This window comes from Ralstonia condita, from assembly GCF_958405655.1.
In the GTDB taxonomy this organism is placed as follows: domain Bacteria; phylum Pseudomonadota; class Gammaproteobacteria; order Burkholderiales; family Burkholderiaceae; genus Ralstonia; species Ralstonia condita.
Map to the genome: position 1 here is coordinate 69,445 of NZ_CATYWO010000001.1, position 20,499 is coordinate 89,943.

Below are 20,499 nucleotides of genomic sequence, written 5' to 3' on the forward strand. Positions count from 1 at the left end.
GCCGCGGCCATCCCTTATCGTCAGTCGCATGAAAGCGTCCCAATTCTTCATTTCCACGCTCAAGGAAGCGCCCGCCGACGCGGAAATCGTCTCGCACAAATTGATGATGCGTGCCGGCATGATCAAGAAGCTCGGCGCGGGCCTCTATACGTACATGCCCGTGGGGCTGCGTGTGATCCGCAAGGTCGAGCAGATCGTGCGCGAGGAAATGAATGCCGCCGGCGCGGTGGAAGTCCTCATGCCGGTGGTCCAGCCGGGCGAACTCTGGCAGGAGACCGGCCGCTGGGACAAGATGGGCGACGAACTGCTGCGTTTCAAGGACCGCCATGAACGCGACTTCGTCATCCAGCCGACGTCGGAAGAGGTGGTGACCGACATCGCCCGTACCGAGATCCGCTCGTACAAGCAGTTGCCGGTCAATTTCTACCAGATCCAGACGAAGTTCCGCGACGAGCGCCGCCCGCGCTTCGGCATCATGCGCGGCCGCGAATTCACGATGAAGGACGCGTACTCCTTCGACCGTGACGCTGAGGGTCTGAAGGTGTCGTATCAGAAGATGTACGACGCCTACACGCGCATTTTCGAGCGCTTCGGTCTGCAGTTCCGCGCGGTTGCGGCTGACAACGGTGCCATCGGCGGGTCGGGCTCGCATGAATTCCACGTGATCGCCGAGACTGGCGAGGACGCCATCGTGTATTGCCCGGACTCCGATTACGCCGCGAACATCGAGGCCGCCGAGGCTGTCGCCCCGGCAGCGCCGCGCGGCGCGGCCACGGAGGCGCTCGCCAAGACGCATACACCGGGCCGTGCCAAGTGTGAGGCCGTGGCCGAGCAACTGGGCATTCCGCTGCAGCGCACGATCAAATCCATCGTGCTCGCAACCGATGTGGACGGCGGCGAGCCCCAGATCTGGCTGCTGCTGCTGCGCGGCGATCACGAGCTCAACGAGGTCAAGGCGTCGAAGGTGCCGGGCCTGGCCGACTTCCGTTTCGCCACCGAAGGCGAAATCCTGCGCGCGTTCGGCACGCGTCCGGGCTACCTTGGCCCCATCGGCACGAAGCAATCGGTCAAGGTGATCGCCGATCGCACAGCAGCTGCGATGAGCGATTTCGTCGTGGGCGCCAACGAAGAGGACTATCACTTCACCGGCGCCAACTGGGGCCGCGACCTGCCCGAGCCCGAAGTGCACGACCTGCGTAACGTGGTCGAGGGGGACGCCTCGCCGGACGGCAAGGGCACACTGGCTATCTGCCGCGGGATTGAAGTCGGCCACGTCTTCATGCTCGGAACGCGCTATTCCGAGGCGATGAACGCGACGTTCCTCGACGAGAACGGCAAGACCCAGCCGATGGTGATGGGCTGCTACGGTATCGGCATCACGCGCATCCTGGGCGCAGCCATCGAGCAGAACTACGATGCGCGCGGGATCATCTGGCCGGCCTCGATCGCGCCGTTCCAGGTGGTGATCTGCCCCGTGGGCTACGACCGCTCCGACGCCGTGCGCGCGGAGGCCGACCGCCTGCACGCCGAGTTCGTTGCCGCCGGCATCGACGTCATCCTCGACGATCGCGGCGAGCGTCCGGGGGCGATGTTCGCCGACTGGGAGCTGATCGGCGTGCCGTTCCGCGTGGTGGTGGGTGACCGCGGCCTGAAGGAAGGCAAGCTGGAATTCCAGGGCCGCCGCGACGAAGCCGCCACCGCCGTGGCGCCGACCGACGTCCTGGCCACGCTCAAGGCGCGCCTCGCGCAATAACGTCACCACACTGAGCCACCATGCGCTGCTGCCTGCCCCTCCGCCCGATCGTTGCTGCGCTGTGCGCAGGGACGTTGCTCGCGGGCACGCAGGCAGCGTGGGCCGGCGCCCAGAAAGAGGAATACCTGGCGGACGCCGTGCGCAGCGCCCTGTCCGCCGCTGTGGCCGACAGCCGGCCGCTGCGCCCGGTATTTGCCAGCAACGACGAGCAGCTCGGCTACCTGCGCTGGCTGGCCGAGATGTCGGTGCGCATGTCGAGCAAGATTCCGCAGGCATCGGTACGCGTGGAGCTGATTGAAACGGCGTACTACGAGGCCAAGCGGGCGGGCCTTGACCCGGCGCTCGTGCTGGGTCTGATCCAGGTGGAGAGCGGCTTCCGCAAGTACGCCATCAGCAGCGCGGGCGCGATGGGTCTCATGCAGGTGATGCCCTTCTGGACGCGCAGCATCGGCGACAACGACGTGCGCAAGCTGTTTCACCTCCAGAGCAATCTGCGCTACGGCTGCACGATCCTGCGTCATTACCTCGACATGGAGGGCGGCAATCTGTATCTGGCGCTGGGCCGTTACAACGGCAGCCGCGGGCAGCCGCAGTATCCGAATGCCGTGCTGGCAGCGTGGAAGCGCTGGCAGTATCAGGAGCCGGGCGCGATGACGGTTTCAGCGCCAGCGGAACGCGGTTCGCGGGCCAAGGCCCTGCCGGAAGTGCCCGCACGCAACCCGTTCTCGCCGCTGCGCATCGCCGGCGGGTCCTGATCGTCGGCAGCTGGTCCGCCGGCCTACAATAAGGCCATCTCCATCGCTGGCCTGCCTCTCCTCACTTCGCATGACGACCATTCAACCGTACGCGACCATGTCCGAAGCGCTGCGCGACTGGCTGCAGCGACATGTCATCGAGGGGTTCGAGGCTGAATCACTGGTGGCGTCGATGGTGCAGTCCGGCTATGACCGCACGTTCGCGCGCCGTGTCGTCGATGAGGCGCTGGCCGCTCGCGCACCCGCTCCGGCTGTGGCTCCCGTGCCGGCGACCGCCGCAAACGACGTGGCCGAGAACAGCAATGCGGTGCGCACCGCCGACGGCGACATCCCGATTCTCTTCGCCATTGAAACGCCACGCATCGTGCTGTTTCAGCACTTCCTGTCGGATGAGGAATGTGACCAGTTGATCGCGCTTGGGCGCAATCGACTCAAGCGGTCGCCGGTTGTGAATCCGGACACGGGCGAAGAAAAGTTGATCTCGGCCCGGACAAGCCAGGGCGGCATGTTCCAGGTGGGCGAGCACCCGCTGATCGCCAGAATCGAGGCGCGCATCGCCCAGGCTGTGGGCGTGCCGGTCGAACACGGCGAAGGTTTCCAGGTGCTGAACTACCAGCCCGGCGGCGAATACCAGCCGCACTTCGATTTCTTCAACCCTGGCCGCAGTGGCGAGGCGCGCCAACTCGAGGTCGGAGGCCAGCGCGTCGCGACGCTCGTCATTTACCTGAACAGCGTGCCGGCGGGCGGTGCGACGGGTTTTCCGAAGCTCGGGCTGGAGGTCGCGCCGGTCAAGGGCAATGCGGTCTTCTTTGTCTACAAGCGCCCAGACGGTACGTTGGATGAAGCGACACTGCATGCCGGCCTGCCGGTCGAGCGCGGTGAAAAGTGGATCGCCACGAAGTGGTTGCGTGAGCGGCCCTACCGCCGCGGCGCCTGAGCGGCGATCGACGTCGGCAGGGCAGATGGAATACACGTTCGTCTCCGGGGCAGTCCTGCTGGTCCTGATCAGCGATCCGCTCGGCGCCGTGGCGACAGTGATGCTGCCGGTATCTCGGGCGCCCGGGCACATGTGGGCGTAGGTGGCTCGCTAGGCGCGACGATGGCGGTGTCGGCGGTGGTGCTGCTCAGCGCGACGCAGATCCAGCGTCGGGTCGGCGAGCGGACGGTGATGGCGTTCGAGCGACGGATGGGACGGGTCCTGATGGCAATCTCCGTGGAAATGCTGCTCAAGGGCATCCATATCTTTGCGCACCAGTTGTGAGGGCGCCGCGCGGATAACAAAAAAGGGCGACTGATACGTCGCCCTTTTTCCCTTTTTCGTTTGCGCCCGCGCAGCGTCAGATGGTCTTGAGCGCGCGGATCGTCGGAAGGTTGCGCCAGTAGCCCTTGGCGTCCATGCCGCAGCCAAAGACGTAGCGATCCGGCACCGCGAAGCCGCAGAAGTCGGGGTAGAGCGGTTTGTCCTTGGCAAGCGTCTTTTCGCACAGCACGGCGGAGTAGAACTCGGCAGCGCCCATGTCGATGATGCGCGAACGGATGGCGGCCATCGTTTCGCCCTCGTCAAGAATGTCGTCCAGGACCAGCACCGTGCGGCCCTTGACCGACTCGCGCGGCGCTACACGCCATTGCATCTCGCCGCCCACCGTCTTGTTGTTGTAGCGCGAGAGGTGGATGTAGTCGAACTCCAGCGGGAAGGCCAGCTTGGGCAGGAGCATGCCGGTGAAGACGCATGCGCCGCCCATCACGGACAGCACCATCGGGAACGTATCGCCGATCTTTTCGGTGATCTCGTCGGCCATGCGGTCCAGCGAGCCGCGCACGGCGTCTTCGCTGACGATTTCTTCGGAGTTGGCCCACAGTTCGCGGGCCTGTTCTGCGCTCAGCATCGTGTCAGTTGGGTGAAACGGTTCGGTGTGTCGATCAATGGGGTGGTTCACGCGGGAGGGTAGCCGGCTCAGCGGCCGCCGAACAGCCCCTTCATGCCACCTTTCATGCCGCCCATGGCGCGCATCATTTTCATCATGCCGCCGCCCTTGAGCTTCTTCATCATGGATTGCATCTGCTCGAATTGATTGAGCAGACGGTTGACTTCCTGCACCTGCACGCCCGCGCCTGCGGCAATGCGGCGCTTGCGGCTCGCCTTGATCAGTTCAGGCTTGGCCCGCTCGGCAGCGGTCATGCTGTTGATGATGCCTTCCATGCGGCGGACCTGCTTTTCGGCCTGGTCCATGTTGGCGCCCTGGGCTTGCTGGGCGAGTTGCGCGGGGAGCTTGTCCATCAGGCTGCCCAACCCGCCCATCTTTTTCATCTGGCCGATCTGGGCCTTGAAATCTTCGAGGTCGAAGCCGCCGGTCTTCTTGATCTTGGCCGCAAGCTTCTGCGCCTCTTCCATGTCGACGCCGCGCTGGGCTTCTTCCACCAGCGCGAGAATGTCGCCCATGCCCAGAATCCGCTGGGCCATGCGATCGGGGTAGAACGGCTCCAGCCCATCGAGCTTTTCGGCCACACCGACGAACTTGATCGGCTTGCCCGTGATGTGGCGCACCGACAGCGCCGCGCCGCCGCGTGCATCGCCGTCGAGCTTGGTCAGCACCACGCCGGTCAGCGGCAGGGTGTCGTTGAAGGCCTTGGCGGTGTTGACGGCATCCTGGCCGAGCATCGCGTCGACCACGAACAGCGTTTCGGCCGGCTTGAGCGTGGCGTGCAGCGCGGCGATTTCCTGCATCATCGCCTCGTCGATACCGAGGCGACCGGCCGTATCCACGATCAGCACGTCGTGGTAGTGCTTCTTGGCCCAGTCCAATGCTGCGGCGGCAATCTCAACCGGCTTCTGGTCCGGCTGCGAGGGGAAGAAGTCCGCGCCGACCTGTTCGGAAACGGTCTTCAGCTGCGCGATGGCGGCGGGGCGGTACACGTCGCACGACACCGTCAGGACTTTCTTCTTCTTGTTCTCTTTGAGCCACTTGGCGAGCTTGCCGACCGTGGTGGTCTTGCCCGCGCCCTGCAGGCCGGCCATCAGGATGATCGCGGGCGGCGTGACGTTGAGGTTCAACTCCGCCGCGCGGCCGCCCATGATGTTGCTGCCGACGCCTTCCAGCGCTTCCTGGCCGCCGATGATGGCCGTCAGCTCGCGCTGGACGATACCGACCAGCGCCTGGCCCGGCGAGAGGCTCGTGATGACCTCCTCGCCGAGCGCCTTTTCCTTGACGCGGGCAATGAACTCGCGCACGACCGGCAGCGCCACGTCGGCTTCGAGCAGCGCCAGGCGGACTTCGCGCAGCATCTCGGCGGTGTTGGCTTCGGTCAGGCGCGCTTCGCCGCGCATGGTCTTGACCACGCGCGCAAGCCGTTGGGTCAGGTTATCCAGCATGACAGTGACAGGGATCCGGAATTGAGGACGGAGGGGGCCGGCGCAGGCATGGCTTGCCCCGGCTGGAATGTGCGTTTCGCTTGGCCGCCCGCTGAGGCGCTCGGCGGGGGGCGTTCCCCAGCCAAAACCGGGGTGCGCTGCGGTAAACTGTGCAGATGGTCATTGTACTGTATGCGCTGACGGCGCTTCTCTACGGCACCCTCGCCTCGGCGGCGTGGGCTCAGCATGCTGGACGCGGCGGGCTCGGGGCCCCGGCCGCTACCAGCGCCATGGCAGGCGGGCAGCCGCCGGGCGCCACGGTGCTCGTGCCACCGCCTCCGGCATCGGCCGACTCCGCCCCCCGCTGGTGGCGTTGGGCCCTGCTTGCCGCCTTGGCCGCGCATGGGTTCCTGTTGCACGAAACCATCTTTCCGGCCAATTCGATGGTCTTTGGCTTTGCCTATGCGCTGTCGGCCATGCTGTGGCTGGGCGTGGGCATCTTCTGGATCGAGAGTCTGTTCTTCTCGCTGGCGGGTTTGGGGCTGCTGGTGATGCCGGTCGCGCTGGTTGGCGTGCTGCTGCCACTGGCCTTTCCCGGTACGCAGATCCTGGGCTATGCGGCCAGTCCGCTGTTCAAGCTGCACTTCGCCATCGCCAACGTGGCGTATGGGCTTTTCACGCTCGCGGCCTTCCACGCCATCCTTATGCTCGCCGCCGAGCGTCGGCTGCATACCATCAATCGGCCGAACGAGGCGGGGTGGCTTGGCCGCTGGCTCGACTTGCTCCCCCCGCTGCTTACGTTGGAGAAGCTCCTGTTTCGCCTCATCGGTGCGGGTTTCGTGCTGCTCACGCTGACCATCGCTTCCGGTGTGGTGTTTTCGGAACAGCTCTTCCACCGTGCCTTCCAGTTCGATCACAAGAACGTGTTTGCGGTACTGTCCTGGGCGATGTTCGGCGGCATCCTGCTGGGCCGCCGGTTCCGCGGCTGGCGCGGCCGTGTGGCGCTGCGCTGGGTGATGGCGGCGTTCGCGATCCTGCTGCTGGCGTATGTTGGCAGCCGCTTCGTCCTTGAAGTCATCCTGCATCGCGTGTAGTGCGCTTTCGCGCCACCTCTGTCACTTCCGCTTTCCATGTCCCGTCCTGTCCTGCTGATTCTGATGCTGCTCGCCGGCTGGTGGTGGCTGAGCCGCGTGGGGACGCGGCCGTCGCGCTCGTCGGGACCCGCGTCGCCGGGGGCGTCTGGACGCCCGCCTGAAGGTCGCACGTCCCAGCCGATCGAGCGGTGCGATGTATGCGGCGTGCATGCCCCGCGCACCGGCATGGTCGCGCTGCCCGGCGGCCGCTACCGCTGCCCCGAACACGCCGATCGGAGCGGCGCGTGATGCCCGATGCGTCCGGCACGTCGCCGGCCGGGCCGCATAAGGTCGCAGGTGCCGGAGCGCGCCGACTGCTCTCCCGCCTGAACGCGTGGCGCGCCCTCCGATCTGTCTGGCTGGAGCCCGATCCGCCTGAATTCCAGTGGCGCCTGATGCGCTATTTCGCGTTCAGCCGCGCGGCGGTGGCCTTGGTGCTGCTGCTATTCGTGATGGTGCCGCGCGGGCACGACGAAACCGCAAGCCTGCCGACCAGCGACACGCTGCTGAGCCTGACGTTTCCGTACCTGGCCGTGGCCCTGCTCATCCTGGCAACGGCGGGCTGGTGGCGCACGCGCTTCCAGTTCCGCGTGCGGCTGGACGTGGTGCTTGATCTTCTGTTTCTCGGGCTCGCATATGCCACGCTCTCGCGCTTGTCAGCGAGTGTGGCGATGGTGCTGCTGATGCCGGTGCTGGCCGCCGGGGCACTCACGAGCCTCCTGTTCGCACTATTCACTGCCGCGGTGGCGTCGATGGTGGTGCTGGCGGAGCCGTTCCTGCAGATGCTGAGTGACGGCATGATCGCGCCGGGGCTGGCTTCGGCAGGACTCTATGGTCTCGTCTACATGACAGCCGCGTCCATGATGTACGGCCTGTCGCACCGCCAGATCGCGCAGGAGCGCCTGACCATGGCGCGCGAGCGTGAATTGCGCCTGCAGCAGTTGGTCAACCGGCTGATGGTGTACGACATGCAGGACGGCGTGATGCTCGTCCGAGCCGATGGTCGCGTCGTTGCCGCCAACCCCGCGGCAGCGATGTTGCTGGGTGTGCCGCAGAGCGCGTTTGCGGGAAGTGGCGCGATGCTGTTCGACCTGAAGGACGTGCCCCACCTGCGTCCGCTGCTCGAAACGTTGCGCCAGTGGCTGCGCCGCAAGAGCCGCCCCCCGGGGGCCGTTGACGCTGCCGCAGAGGACGATGCTCCCCGCATCCTCGACCTGCTGCCGATCGCGTCCGGCGGACGTGCGCCTGCGCTGCGTGCGCGCTTGCGGCTGCGGTTCATCCTGCCGAGCCTGGCGAATCTGCGCAGTGTCTACATGGACAGCCTGGTCAGCTCGATCGGCTTCGGTTCGGCGGGGGAGGGCAGCGAGGTGCGGCGTCCGCGCAGTCTCTCAGCCGAGGCCACTACGCGGAGCTGGTCAGCGGACGACGAAGCCTTCCTGCGCCATGAGCTGCACGACACCGTCCTGATCCACGTGGAAAGCTGGGAGCGCGTGGCCGAGCAGGCACAGCAGGAGAAGCTCGCGTCGATGGGCCGGCTGGTGGCCAGCGTTGCCCACCAGATCCGCAATCCGCTGGCGGCGATCAGCCAGGCCGCCGAATTGCTCGACGACCCGGGCGATCGCGGCGAGCACGCGCGCCCAGAGGGCTCCGGCGTCGAGACCCGCCTGTTGCGCATCATCCGGGACAACGTGCGCCGGCTCGATCAGGTCGTCGCCGACGTGCTGATGCTGTCGCGCCGGCCACGCGGCGAGCGCGTGCGCGTGCAGCTTGCCCAGGTGCTGCCGGAAGTGGTGGAGCGCTGGCGTGCCGAAGCGCTGCGTCGCGCCGGCACCGAAATCAATGCCAACCTCGTGCGCGTGGCGGTCGATCTGAACCGCCCGGTGCTGTTTGACCCCGCGCAGCTGCAGCAGGTGGTCGGCAACATGCTCGACAACGCGCTGCGCTACTGTCGCCGTGTGCCGGGCTCGATCCTGCTCGCAGCCGACGCCTTGGACGACACCCACGCCGAACTGGTCATCTGGAACGATGGCCCCGAGGTGCCTGTCGAGCAGCAGCGCAGCCTGTTCGAGCCGTTCTTCACGAACGACGCCCAGGGCACCGGCCTGGGGCTCTACATGGCGCGCGAGTTGTGCAGCGCCAACGATGCGCAGATCCGCTACGGCGCAATCGCGCTGGAATCCTTGCTCGAACGCACCGGAACATTGACCATGGAGACGCACGACGCGTTGCCGCGCCGCGCCTTCGTCATCACCTTGATGTTTGATCAACCCGCCCTGCCGATCGCGGAATGAACCGCCGGCTGATTCTCCGCAGATCCCGCTGATCCATGTCCAAAGCCGCCATCGTTCGCGAACCCATTCTCGTCGTCGATGACGAGGCCGATCTGCGCGAGCTGCTGGAGATTTCCCTGCGCCGCATGGGCCACGACGTGGTCCTCGCGAGCGGGCTGGCCGAGGCGCGCGACGCCTTGTCCCGGCAGCGCTTTGCGCTCGTGCTGACCGACATGCGCCTGGGCGACGGCCTGGGCATCGAGCTTGTGCGACAGCTTTCTGCCACGGCTGACCGCACGCCGGTGGCCGTCATCACCGCATACGGCAGCGCCGAGAACGCCGTGGAGGCCCTCAAGGCCGGCGCCTTCGATTACATCGCCAAGCCGCTCTCGCTCGATCAGTTGCGCAGCCTCGTGCTCAATGCGCTCGGTCGCCAGCAGCGCGATCCCGATCCGGGTAACGCAGACCTCGCCGAGCGCACCAGCGAACTGCTGCCCGGCCACTCTGCCGCCATGCAGGAGGTGCGCCGGTCGTTGATGCGCTTGGCGCGCAGCATGGCGCCGGTGGTCATCAGCGGGGAGTCCGGCAGCGGCAAGGAGCGGGCCGCGCGCGCTATCCACGCCCTGTCGGCACGCGCGTCGCGCCCGTTCGTGGCCGTCAACTGCGGGGCGATTCCAGAAAACCTGATGGAAGCCGAGTTTTTCGGCTACGTGAAGGGTGCCTTCACCGGCGCCGACAGCGATCGCCAGGGTTTCTTCCAGGCGGCCAACGGCGGCACGCTCATGCTCGACGAAGTGGCCGACCTGCCACTCACGATGCAGGTGAAATTGCTGCGCGCATTGCAGGAGCGCCGCGTGCGCAAGATCGGCGAGAGCCGCGAAGACCCGGTCGATGTGCGCGTGGTGTGCGCCAGCCACCAGAACCTCGCGCGTCTCGTGGCGGCTGGCCGCTTTCGTGAGGACTTGTTCTATCGCCTGAACGTGCTGGAGCTGCGCATGCCTACGCTGCGCGAGCGCGCCGAAGACGTGCCCGTGCTGGCCGGCGTATTGTTGGAGCAGCTCGCCAGCCGCTACGGCGATCCGCGCCCCAAGCGCCTCACACGCCCGGCGCTGCAGCAGTTGTGCGCTTATCCGTTCCCGGGCAACGTGCGCGAACTGGAGAACCTGCTCGAGCGCGCCTACGCCTTTGCGGAAGGCGAGTCGATCGACGTGGACGACCTGGGCGCGCTGGGCGCCGAGATCGAGCGCTCGCCGCTGTTTCATCGCACGCGGGACGCACAGGTGGCTGGCATCCCGATGCCTGGTCATCCGATGGCGCCGCCGCCTGTCACCGGATGGCCCGATGCGGTCTACCTGCCGCAGGCGGTGCCGGCCCCGGGCCCGACCGGCATGGCGCAGCCGATGCCGCAGCCGGCTGAACCTGCACCGGTGGCTGAGCCGCCGCTGCCGAGTGTCGGGCTACCGATCGATCTGCCGGCCTATCTGGAGTCGGTCGAGCGCAACGTGCTCCTTGCCGCGCTGGACCAGACCGGCTTCAATCGCACGGCTGCGGCCAAGCTGCTCGGCCTGTCGTTCCGCCAGTTGCGCTATCGCATGCAGCAACTGGGCATTCGCGACCCGCGTGACGTCGAACCGGTCGCCAACGGCCTGAATGGCGATGCCTGAGCCGCATGTCCCGCACGTTGGCGCCGATGGCTGGGTCAGCGGCACGCGCCGCCATCCGTCGCCGAATATCGACGCGCGGCCGGCAGGCATGCCGATCGATCTGATCGTGCTGCACAACATCAGCCTGCCGCCTGCGCGATCCGCAGCCGACTTCGGCACGGACGCCGTGCTCGACTTCTTCACCAACACGCTCGACTGCAGCGCGCATCCGTACTTCGATCAGTTGCGCGGCGTGCGCGTGTCGGCCCATTTCTTCATCCGCCGCACGGGCGAATGCGTGCAGTTCGCGTCGTGCGACGCGCGGGCGTGGCATGCCGGTGCATCGGACTTTTTCGGCCGCACGCGCTGCAATGATTTCTCGGTCGGCATCGAGATCGAGGGCACCGACCATTTGCCCTTCACGCACGAGCAGTACGCCGCCACGGCGTCGCTCGTCCGGGCGATCTGCGCGGCGTATCCGATTACGGCGATTGCGGGGCACTCGGACATTGCACCGGGCCGCAAGACCGATCCAGGGCCGCATTTCGACTGGGCGCATCTGCGCGCGCTCGGCGGGTTCCACGCGGCGCTGTTTCCGTATCAGCACGCGCGCTGAAGTGGAAACAGGCGGCCCCGTTGCGAGGCTGCCCGCGTCTTCCTTCCCGGCTGTCTTCCTGGTTCATCGCTTCAGGTGCCCATCGCGGGGTCGGACACGCCTTCCTTGCCGTTTCCATGCGACCCGCAAAGCGCCGCGTGAAGCTACCCTGCGGCACCATCATCGTGAAGTCGCACCAGTGGCCCTGGCGCGCGATCGGCCGTTGACCTTCGTGACGTCGGTGTCGGCGATGGCCTTGTCTTCCACCTTCTGCGCGCCGAGCACCGGGTCGAGCATGTAGGCGCTGAAGCGCTTCGCCTGCGCGTCGACCGACAGGGCGAGATACGCCCACAGGTTGGCGCTGAACGTCATGCCCGGGGTGTCATCGCGCTTGCCGCCGCTGCCCAGGTGGCAAGCGCACCTCGCAGTCCCCGAACGTCGTCAGCGCAGCGGCCAACGTCGTGCGCAGCGCTCGGCGCGGCTGCTGTGATTGCGCTCCCTGCAGCGCGACCGGATCGCGGGGTTGGGGCCTGTCGATCAAGTGATAGCCGCGGCAAGAATGTTGATGCGGCGATTCGGATTTCTTCAGCGTTTTCGGCGTCTGTAGAGGGGGCGTACTGCGCAGGGTGCACCAGTGCAGTGCGTGCCACCCCTATCCAGGGGACGGACGAGGTGACGTCTATCGGGCTTTTGCATTCGATAGAAAGAATTATTCTGACAAGACGTCCATTGCAATGCCGCATGCTGGCCCCGCCGACCCGTTGTGGAGACTGGGGTAGCGGGCTTGCGGCACTGCATTCCGATTGCAAAAAAGCCTGTTCGCCCGCATCTGTCAAGACTAGGCAAACTCGATCGATCCACTATACTTGGGGTCAATCCCGGGACGAGACACTAGATGTAGTGGTAGCTTTCCGGGATTCTTATTTCGGCGCCACGCGGGGGCGGGCGTACGGCAGGTGAGGCCGGCGCTTGGGAGCTGAGAAAAGGCAAGGGTCTTTTCCGTCTCTTTTTCCGGCGCGGCGCAAGGGTTCGCCCCATCGGGCGAGCCGCCAATCGAACGGTTCAACAGGAGTCCACATGCAGACGGCCCAATCCGAAATTCACTCCGGCACCGCCAATCCCACTCAATTCACGCAAAGCGCTGGCGGCACGGCCGTGGCCCCCAGCGCTGGCTACGCCGACTACAAGATCATCCGCCGCAACGGCGCGGTGGTCGGTTTCGAGCCCTCCAAGATCGCCGTGGCCGTGACCAAGGCCTTCCTCGCCGTGAATGGCGGGCAGGGCGCTGCTTCTGCGCGTGTGCGCGAGCTGGTCGAGGGCCTCACGCAGAACGTGGTGCGCGCGCTGCTGCGCAGCCGCCCGAACGGCGGCACGTTCCATATCGAAGACGTGCAGGACCAGGTGGAACTGGCCCTGATGCGCTCGGGCGAGCACGACGTGGCCCGCGCCTACGTGCTGTACCGCGAGCGCCGCGCCCAGGAGCGCGCGCAAGCCGGTGAAACCCAGCAGCAACCGGCCTTCATCGGCCTGAACGTGACCGACGGCGGCATCACCCGACCGCTGGACATGGCGGCGCTGCGCAACGTGATCGTCTCGGCCTGCGAAGGTCTGGGCGAAGCGGTGGACCCGGAGCCGATCCTCAAGGAAACGGTCAAGAACCTGTATGAAGGCGTGCCGATGACGCAGGTGTACGACTCGGCCATCCTGGCCGCGCGTACCCTGATCGAAAAGGACCCGGCGTACAGCCAGGTCACGGCGCGCATCCTGCTGCACACGATCCGTCGCGAAATCCTCGGCGAAGAAGTCACGCAAGCCGAAATGAGCACGCGCTACGTCGATTACTTCCCGCAGTTCATCAAGCGCGGCATCAACGCCGAACTGCTCGACGACAAGCTGGCGCAGTTCGACCTGGCCCGCCTGGGTGCCGCGCTGGACGCCTCGCGCGACTTCCAGTTCAACTACCTCGGCCTGCAGACGCTGTACGACCGCTACTTCCTGCACATCAATGAAACCCGCATCGAGATGCCGCAGGCATTCTTCATGCGCGTGGCGATGGGCCTGGCGCTGAACGAAATCGACCGCGAAGCCCGCGCCATCGAGTTCTACCAACTGCTGTCGTCGTTCGACTTCATGTCGAGCACGCCGACGCTGTTCAACTCGGGCACGCGCCGCTCGCAGCTCTCGTCGTGCTACCTGACCACCGTGTCGGATGACCTGGACGGCATTTATGAAGCGCTGAAGGAAAACGCGCTGCTGTCGAAGTTTGCCGGCGGCCTGGGCAACGACTGGACCAACGTGCGCGCCCTCGGCTCGCACATCAAGGGCACGAACGGCAAGTCGCAAGGCGTGGTGCCGTTCCTGAAGGTGGTCAACGACACGGCAGTGGCCGTGAACCAGGGCGGCAAGCGCAAGGGCGCCGTCTGCGCGTACCTGGAAACGTGGCACCTCGACATCGAAGAATTCCTGGAACTGCGCAAGAACACCGGTGACGACCGCCGCCGCACGCACGACATGAACACGGCCAACTGGATCCCGGACCTGTTCATGAAGCGCGTGATGGAAGGCGGCGAGTGGACGCTGTTCTCGCCGTCCACCTGCCCGGACCTGCATGACAAGGTCGGCAAGGCATTCGAGCAGGCCTACCTGGCCTATGAAGACAAGGTCGCGCGCGGCGAGATCAAGCTCTTCAAGAAGATGCCGGCGCTGCAGCTGTGGCGCAAGATGCTGGGCATGCTGTTCGAAACCGGCCACCCGTGGATCACGTTCAAGGATCCGTGCAACATCCGCAGCCCGCAGCAGCACGTGGGCGTGGTGCACAGCTCCAACCTGTGCACGGAAATCACGCTGAACACCAACGACAGCGAAATCGCCGTGTGCAACCTGGGTTCGGTCAACCTGGTCGCCCACCTGGTCAAGCAGGCGGACGGCAGCGTGGTGCTCGATCACGAGAAGCTGAAGAAGACCGTGCGCACGGCCATGCGCATGCTCGACAACGTGATCGACATTAACTACTACGCGGTCAAGAAGGCACGTGATTCGAACCTGCGCCACCGTCCGGTCGGCATGGGCATCATGGGCTTCCAGGATGCGCTGCACGTGCTGCGCGTGCCGTACGCCAGCGATGCAGCGGTGCAGTTTGCCGATACCTCGATGGAAGCCGTGTGCTACTACGCCTACTGGGCGTCGACCGAGCTGGCCGAAGAGCGTGGCCGCTACAGCAGCTACAAGGGCTCGCTGTGGGATCGCGGCATCCTGCCGCAAGACTCGCTCAAGCTGCTGGCCGAAGAGCGTGGCGGCTACCTGGAAACCGACATGTCGTCGACCATGGACTGGGACAGCCTGCGCGGCCGCATCAAGCAGTACGGCATGCGCAACTCGAACTGCGTGGCGATCGCCCCGACGGCAACGATCTCCAACATCATCGGCGTGTCGGCCTGTATCGAGCCGACGTACCAGAACCTGTACGTCAAGTCGAACCTGTCGGGCGAATTCACGGTGGTCAACGACTACCTGGTGCGCGACCTGAAGGCACGCGGCCTGTGGGACGAAGTGATGGTCGCCGACCTGAAGTACTTCGATGGCTCGCTGGCCCGCATCGACCGCATCCCGCAAGACCTGCGCGACCTGTACGCGACGGCCTTCGAGGTGGAGCCGACGTGGCTGGTGGAAGCTGCATCGCGCCGCCAGAAGTGGATCGACCAGGCGCAGTCGCTGAACATCTACATGGCTGGCGCGTCGGGCAAGAAGCTGGACGACACGTACAAGCTGGCCTGGCTGCGTGGCCTGAAGACCACGTACTACCTGCGCACGATCGGCGCCACGCACGTCGAGAAGTCGACCGTGTCGCGCGGCACGCTGAATGCGGTGTCCTCGGGTAGTGATACAGGTGGTGTGTCGGCTGCAGGTGCATCGGGCGTGACGTCGGCCGCACCGACCAGTGCGCTGGATGCCGCCGCTGCCACCGCCCAGGCCATGCCGGAAGCCGAAGGCGCCGTGTGCACGATGCGCCCGGGCGACCCCGGTTTCGAGGAATGCGAAGCCTGCCAATAAGTCAAAACAGGTGTCTGCGGTTGCTCCCGCGCAAGCGGGGGCAACGTGGCCTGAGCGACACTAGGCCACACTAGACGCGCGTCGCCCGGAAATCGGGTCGACGAGTCAAGAATTCAGGAGAAACACACATGCTGAGCTGGGACGACGACGTCAAACCTGCCGCACAACCCGCCGCTGCACCGCAGCCGGTGTATCAACCGCAACAGCCGCAACTGCAGTCCGTCACGCCGGACCAGGGCGGCGTTCTGCCCCCGTCGGCCACCGCGGCTGCCGGTACCGGCATCCTTGGCAACAACCCGAACGCCGCCGCCGCGCAAAGCAAGCGCCGCGTGAATGCTGCTGACAAGCGCGTCATCAATGGCGCCACCGACGTCAACCAGCTCGTGCCGTTCAAGTACAAGTGGGCGTGGGAAAAGTACCTCGCCGGCTGCGCGAACCACTGGATGCCGCAGGAAATCAACATGTCGCGCGACATCGCCCTGTGGAAAGACCCGAACGGTCTGACCGAAGACGAGCGCCGCATCATCAAGCGCAACCTGGGCTTCTTCGTGACGGCCGACTCGCTGGCCGCCAACAACATCGTGCTGGGCACATACCGCCAGATCACTGCGCCGGAATGCCGCCAGTACCTGCTGCGCCAGGCGTTTGAAGAGGCGATCCACACGCACGCCTATCAGTACATCGTTGAGTCGCTGGGCCTGGACGAGGCCGAGGTGTTCAACGCGTACCACGAGGTGCAGTCGATCCGCGACAAGGACGAGTTCCTGATCCCGTTCATCGATACGCTGACCGATCCGTCCTTCAAGACCGGCACGCCTGAGAACGACCAGAAGCTGCTGAAGTCGCTCATCGTCTTCGCCTGCATCATGGAAGGCCTGTTCTTCTACGTCGGCTTCACGCAGATCCTGGCGATGGGCCGTCAGAACAAGATGACCGGCGCTGCCGAGCAGTACCAGTACATCCTGCGCGACGAGTCGCTGCACTGCAATTTCGGGATCGACCTGATCAACCAGATCAAGCTCGAGAACCCGCACCTGTGGACGGCCGAGTTCAAGGCCGAGATCACGGAGCTGTTCAAGAAGGCCGTCGACCTCGAATACCGCTACGCAGAAGACACCATGCCGCGCGGTGTGCTGGGCCTGAATGCGCCGATGTTCAAGGGCTACCTGCGCTTCATCTGCAACCGCCGCTGCCAGCAGATCGGCCTGGACGCGCTGTTCCCGAACGAAGAAAACCCGTTCCCGTGGATGAGCGAGATGATCGACCTGAAGAAGGAGCGCAACTTCTTCGAGACGCGCGTGATCGAGTACCAGACCGGCGGTGCGCTGTCCTGGGAGTGATCTGAGCCACGCGCTCGACCCGGCATCAACGTAGACAGGCGACGCACCATGCGTCGCCTGTTTGCGTTTTGGGGCGTCCATTCACGTTTGTGCGATTGCGCCGCGCCTGTCAGACATGGCACGCTGCGGCTACCACTGCCCCCGGATTCCCGCCATGACGGTCGAAGCCTTCTTCTCGCAGACCTACGATGAAGCGCGCAGCAAGTTCCTCGCCGCCGCACAGAGCCGGGGGCTTCGCATCGAGCGTCATCTGCATCCGGATGTGGTCGGGCCATCCGGTGAGCAGCTTTCCATCGATACCGCGCTGCTCGCGCCGGCGCAGGCCCAGACGCTGCTGATCGTCACCTCCGGCGTCCATGGTGTGGAGGGGTTCTGCGGCTCCGGTTGCCAGACCGGCCTGCTGCAAGACGACGAACTGTTCGCGCGGCTGGCGGCTGCCAACGTAGCGCTGCTGCTGGTGCATGCGGTCAACCCGTACGGGTTTGCACACTTGCGGCGCGTGAATGAAGACAACGTTGACCTGAACCGCAACAGCGTCGACTTTGCCGAAGCCGCGTCCGCCAACCCGGCGTATCTCGAGGTCGATCCGCTGCTGCTGCCGCGCACGTGGCCGCCCAGCCAGGCGGATCAGGCAGCGTTGCAGCACTACATGGTCACCCGCGGCGAAAAAGCCCTGCAAGACGCCGCAACGAGCGGCCAATACCGCGTGCCGGACGGTATGTTCTACGGCGGCAGCGCGCCGTGCTGGAGCACGCTGCAGATGCGCGGGATCGTGTCGCGGCACGCGGCCGGCATGTCGCGCCTGGTGTGGATCGACCTGCATACCGGGCTCGGCCACTACGGCCACGGCGAGAAGATCTTCAACAGCCCCGATCCCGCCGAACTTGAGCGTGCCATGCGCACGTGGGGTGCCGATGTTCGACCGATTGCTGCAGCGGGTTCGGTCTCGTCGGTCGTCAAGGGCGATCTGGTCGGCATCGCGTACGAACTGCTGCCTGGCATCGAGAAGACCTGCGTGACGCTGGAGTTCGGTACGCTCGCGCCGCTGGCGGTGCTGCAGGCGCTGCGCGCCGACCATTGGCTGCATCGCCATCCGGAGCAGAGCGCTGCGCAGCAGGCCGGCATCCGCAAGGGGCTACGCGATGCGTTTTATTGCGACGTGCCGGAATGGAAGGGGATGGTCTACGCGCAGACGCGCATGGCTGTATTGCAAGCCGTGGCGCGGGTTTCCGGCTAGCTCTGGATGGGTTTGGGTGCCCGCACCGTCAGCGCGCATCCCGCCGACGCAGCGATGATGGCAACAATGGCCGCCCACTGCCGCCCGGTCAGTTGCTCGTGCAGCACGATCGCCCCGGCCAGCGCGCCGATGGCCGGCTCCAGGCTCAGCAGCACAGAGAACGTCTTGCCGGGCAGATGCTTGAGCGCGACCATTTCGAGCGAATACGGGATGGCGCTCGACAGCAGCCCGATGCCCAGCCCCGCCAGCATGAGCGACGGCGCCAGCAGCGCCGACCCTGCCTGCGCCACTCCGAACGGAATCGCAAACAGCGCGCCCACGGTCATGCCGAGCGACGTTGCCTGCCCCGCGTGCAAGCCACCCAGATTCTTGCCCGTCAGGATATACAGCGCCCAGCACACCCCCGCCGCCAGCGCATAGGCCGCGCCCAGATGGTCAACTTGTCCGACCGACTTGTCGGCAACCGTCAGCATCAGCAGGCCCACGACCGCCAGCCCGATCCACACGAAGTCGAGCATGCGGCGCGACAGCAGCACGGCCAGCACCAGCGGCCCCGTGAATTCGATGGCGATCGCAATGCCGATCGGCAATCGCTGCAATGACAGATAGAACAACAGGTTCATGCTCGCCAGCGTGACGCCGTAGAGCGCCACGCGGCCGGCGTCTGCACGGCTCAAGGGCAGCCGCCACGGCCGCCACACTGCCAGCAGGATCGCCGCGCCGATGGTGATCCGATAGGTGACCGTGCCCGCCGCGCCGAGCGCCGGAAACAGCGTCTTGGCAAACGAGTTGCCGAGGCAGACCGAGGCCATCGATCCCATCAGCGCAAGAATCGGTATCCAGGGAGACGATGTGGCAGGGGTGGCGGAAGCAGTAGCAGAGGAGGGCATGGAGGGCGGCGGCGAGGGCAACGCCATAGCATAGCCGCGCGGGGCAGAGCGAACGTGACGTCCTCGGCCGCGCGGGCGGGTTTTCTTGCCTGGGCGCCCTACAGGGCAGCAGCGCTGGGGCGGATGACGTCGATCAGCAACACGCGCAGGCCCTCGCGCTCACCGTCGGGCCGTGGGGTTACGCCGCGTTGCGGACGCGGGGCGGCAAGCGGTGCCGGGTCTTCGGCGCTCATCCCGAATACCGCCAGTTTCGATGCGGCAATGCGCTGCAGCGTGCTGCGCACACCTGGCACGTCGAGGTCTTCCGGGTCGAAGCCGGTGGTCGCCGTCCAGTCGTCGCGCGCGATGTCCTGCAGGCCGTTGGCCATCTCGAATTGCAACGATGCACCGAACCCCTTCTGCAGCGAGTGCGTGCCAAGCAGGTATTCCGCCGTCAGGAAACCGCGCAGCCGGGTCCAGAACGCCGGCGGCGCGATGTTGCCGCTCTTGAGCGCATGGCTCGGTGCGACTTCCCAGCTATGGTCGAGCAGCCGGTTGATGAGTCGTCCCCAGGTGGGCACGTCGGTGCCGGCAGAGCAGTCTTCACCCGGACCTTCCGGCCGCGCGAGTTGGCGCAGCAAGCCCGTGAACGAGCCCGAGTGGGGGCGCGCCCCGCCTGCCTGCGGGCCTGACGGCCAGCGCCATTGCAGCGGCGACGGTGGCCGCGCACCGGGCCACTGCGCGTACTGCTGCAGACCGGAGCAGGGCGTCAGGTAGCGCCATTGGCGCTGATCGCGACCGATGCGGCGCAGGGGATCGAGATCCGCCGACAGCTCGAACTTGCCGAGGAACACGGCATTGCGTGACTTGATTGGCGAGCGCGCATAGACATTGAAGTCGGGCCAACCCTCGTAGAGGCTGATCTGCGGCAGCGTGTGGTGCTTGTCGAGGGCATCGTCGGGCTGGTCGATCCGGCGGGCGGTGATGAACAGCGCGCGGCAATCGAGGGTCGGCACGGCACCGCGCAGGCGCAGCAGCACGAGCATGTCGCCGAACTCGGCCGGGCGTGCTTCTGCCCGGGCAGGGTAGGCGTGCGGTTGTTCGTCGGGCCAGAAGGTGGTCAGGCGCAGTGCCGAACCCGGAAACGCGCCGCGCAAGCCTTGTCGTAGCAAACGCAGGCCGTCGGAGCCGCGCAGGATGCGCAGGATGGACAGGTCGTCGCGCAGGGCGGCGTCGGGATGCGGAGCGCGGCCGCCGTGTTCGGCGGCCAGGGCGAAGCGCCATAGCGCTGTGTCGCTGGCCAGGTCTTGCGCGGCCGCCTGGGTGTGGGCAGCCACCGCAGCGGGGCGGGCGCCGGACATCGGCTCGCGGGCGCCGCCGGGGACGTCTCCTGCTCCGGCCTGGGCGCTGTTGGTCGACCCGGCAATCGCGCCAGAAAGGCCCCTGTATGGCGGCCGGTTGCGCTCGGGCATGGTTGTTCCAGTCGTTGTATCGATTCCTCTGGC

15 protein-coding genes and 2 pseudogenes are annotated in these 20,499 nt (G+C 66.0%); 12 read left to right on the forward strand and 5 right to left on the reverse strand.

What is annotated here, in order from left to right; all coding sequences use genetic code 11:
• Positions 1-28 precede the first annotated feature (28 nt).
• From R2N03_RS00305 to R2N03_RS00320, 4 genes and pseudogenes are all read left to right on the forward strand, one after another.
• Entirely contained in the window at positions 29-1,753 is a 1,725-nt protein-coding gene (locus R2N03_RS00305; RefSeq protein WP_316653753.1) for a proline--tRNA ligase, read from the forward strand.
• Positions 1,754-1,773: 20 nt separating this feature from the next.
• On the forward strand, positions 1,774-2,508 hold the full coding sequence (locus tag R2N03_RS00310) for a lytic transglycosylase domain-containing protein (protein WP_316653755.1): 735 nt from the start codon (positions 1,774-1,776) through the stop codon (positions 2,506-2,508).
• A 70-nt stretch (positions 2,509-2,578) separates the two neighbouring features.
• Complete coding sequence (locus tag R2N03_RS00315; protein ID WP_316653757.1) at positions 2,579-3,445, forward strand: 2OG-Fe(II) oxygenase; 867 nt, start codon at positions 2,579-2,581, stop codon at positions 3,443-3,445.
• 85 nt (positions 3,446-3,530) lie between these two features.
• Positions 3,531-3,769 (forward strand): annotated as a pseudogene (locus R2N03_RS00320) (MarC family protein); the annotation flags it as partial.
• A gap of 76 nt (positions 3,770-3,845) precedes the next feature.
• Here the strand turns inward: R2N03_RS00320 and R2N03_RS00325 are convergent.
• Positions 3,846-4,394: a hypoxanthine-guanine phosphoribosyltransferase gene (locus R2N03_RS00325; RefSeq protein ID WP_316656466.1), complete on the reverse strand. Its 549-nt coding sequence runs from the start codon at positions 4,392-4,394 to the stop codon at positions 3,846-3,848.
• 68 nt (positions 4,395-4,462) lie between these two features.
• Positions 4,463-5,878 carry a signal recognition particle protein gene (gene ffh / locus R2N03_RS00330; protein ID WP_316653761.1) on the reverse strand — a complete coding sequence of 472 codons (1,416 nt, stop codon included), beginning with the start codon at positions 5,876-5,878 and terminating at the stop codon, positions 4,463-4,465.
• A gap of 155 nt (positions 5,879-6,033) precedes the next feature.
• On the opposite strand from ffh, the gene R2N03_RS00335 reads away from it, so the two are divergent.
• The 5 genes from R2N03_RS00335 to ampD are packed head-to-tail and all read left to right on the forward strand — an operon-like array spanning position 6,034 to position 11,519.
• Positions 6,034-6,951, forward strand: coding sequence for a cytochrome C assembly family protein (locus R2N03_RS00335; protein WP_316653762.1), 918 nt, complete (start codon positions 6,034-6,036; stop codon positions 6,949-6,951).
• A 36-nt stretch (positions 6,952-6,987) separates the two neighbouring features.
• Positions 6,988-7,239 carry a hypothetical protein gene (locus tag R2N03_RS00340; protein WP_316653764.1) on the forward strand — a complete coding sequence of 84 codons (252 nt, stop codon included), beginning with the start codon at positions 6,988-6,990 and terminating at the stop codon, positions 7,237-7,239.
• A complete protein-coding gene (locus R2N03_RS00345; RefSeq protein ID WP_316653765.1) occupies positions 7,236-9,281 on the forward strand; it encodes an ATP-binding protein in 2,046 nt (681 codons plus the stop codon). Before R2N03_RS00340 ends, R2N03_RS00345 begins: the two co-directional genes overlap by 4 nt.
• Before the next feature lie 35 nt (positions 9,282-9,316).
• The gene (locus tag R2N03_RS00350) at positions 9,317-10,924 is read left to right on the forward strand and encodes a sigma 54-interacting transcriptional regulator (RefSeq protein ID WP_316653766.1); all 1,608 of its coding nucleotides are present in this window, start codon (positions 9,317-9,319) and stop codon (positions 10,922-10,924) included.
• A complete protein-coding gene (gene ampD / locus R2N03_RS00355; protein ID WP_316653767.1) occupies positions 10,917-11,519 on the forward strand; it encodes a 1,6-anhydro-N-acetylmuramyl-L-alanine amidase AmpD in 603 nt (200 codons plus the stop codon). The genes R2N03_RS00350 and ampD overlap by 8 nt, the downstream gene beginning before the upstream one ends.
• 198 nt (positions 11,520-11,717) lie before the next feature.
• On the opposite strand, the pseudogene R2N03_RS00360 reads toward ampD, so the two are convergent.
• Positions 11,718-11,931: pseudogene (locus tag R2N03_RS00360) on the reverse strand (hypothetical protein); the annotation flags it as partial.
• Positions 11,932-12,575: 644 nt separating this feature from the next.
• On the opposite strand from R2N03_RS00360, the gene R2N03_RS00365 reads away from it, so the two are divergent.
• From R2N03_RS00365 to R2N03_RS00375, 3 genes are all read left to right on the forward strand, one after another.
• Complete coding sequence (locus R2N03_RS00365; RefSeq protein ID WP_316653768.1) at positions 12,576-15,548, forward strand: ribonucleoside-diphosphate reductase subunit alpha; 2,973 nt, start codon at positions 12,576-12,578, stop codon at positions 15,546-15,548.
• Between the two features lie 128 nt (positions 15,549-15,676).
• Positions 15,677-16,888 carry a ribonucleotide-diphosphate reductase subunit beta gene (locus tag R2N03_RS00370; RefSeq protein ID WP_316653769.1) on the forward strand — a complete coding sequence of 404 codons (1,212 nt, stop codon included), beginning with the start codon at positions 15,677-15,679 and terminating at the stop codon, positions 16,886-16,888.
• 154 nt (positions 16,889-17,042) lie between these two features.
• Complete coding sequence (locus R2N03_RS00375) at positions 17,043-18,125, forward strand: M14 family metallopeptidase (protein ID WP_316653771.1); 1,083 nt, start codon at positions 17,043-17,045, stop codon at positions 18,123-18,125.
• Here R2N03_RS00375 and R2N03_RS00380 read toward each other — a convergent pair.
• Positions 18,122-19,015 (reverse strand): EamA family transporter, encoded by an 894-nt coding sequence (locus R2N03_RS00380; RefSeq protein ID WP_316653772.1) that lies wholly within the window; start codon positions 19,013-19,015, stop codon positions 18,122-18,124. The genes R2N03_RS00375 and R2N03_RS00380 overlap by 4 nt on opposite strands.
• A gap of 98 nt (positions 19,016-19,113) precedes the next feature.
• Positions 19,114-20,466: a peroxidase gene (locus R2N03_RS00385; protein ID WP_316653774.1), complete on the reverse strand. Its 1,353-nt coding sequence runs from the start codon at positions 20,464-20,466 to the stop codon at positions 19,114-19,116.
• Positions 20,467-20,499 lie beyond the last annotated feature (33 nt).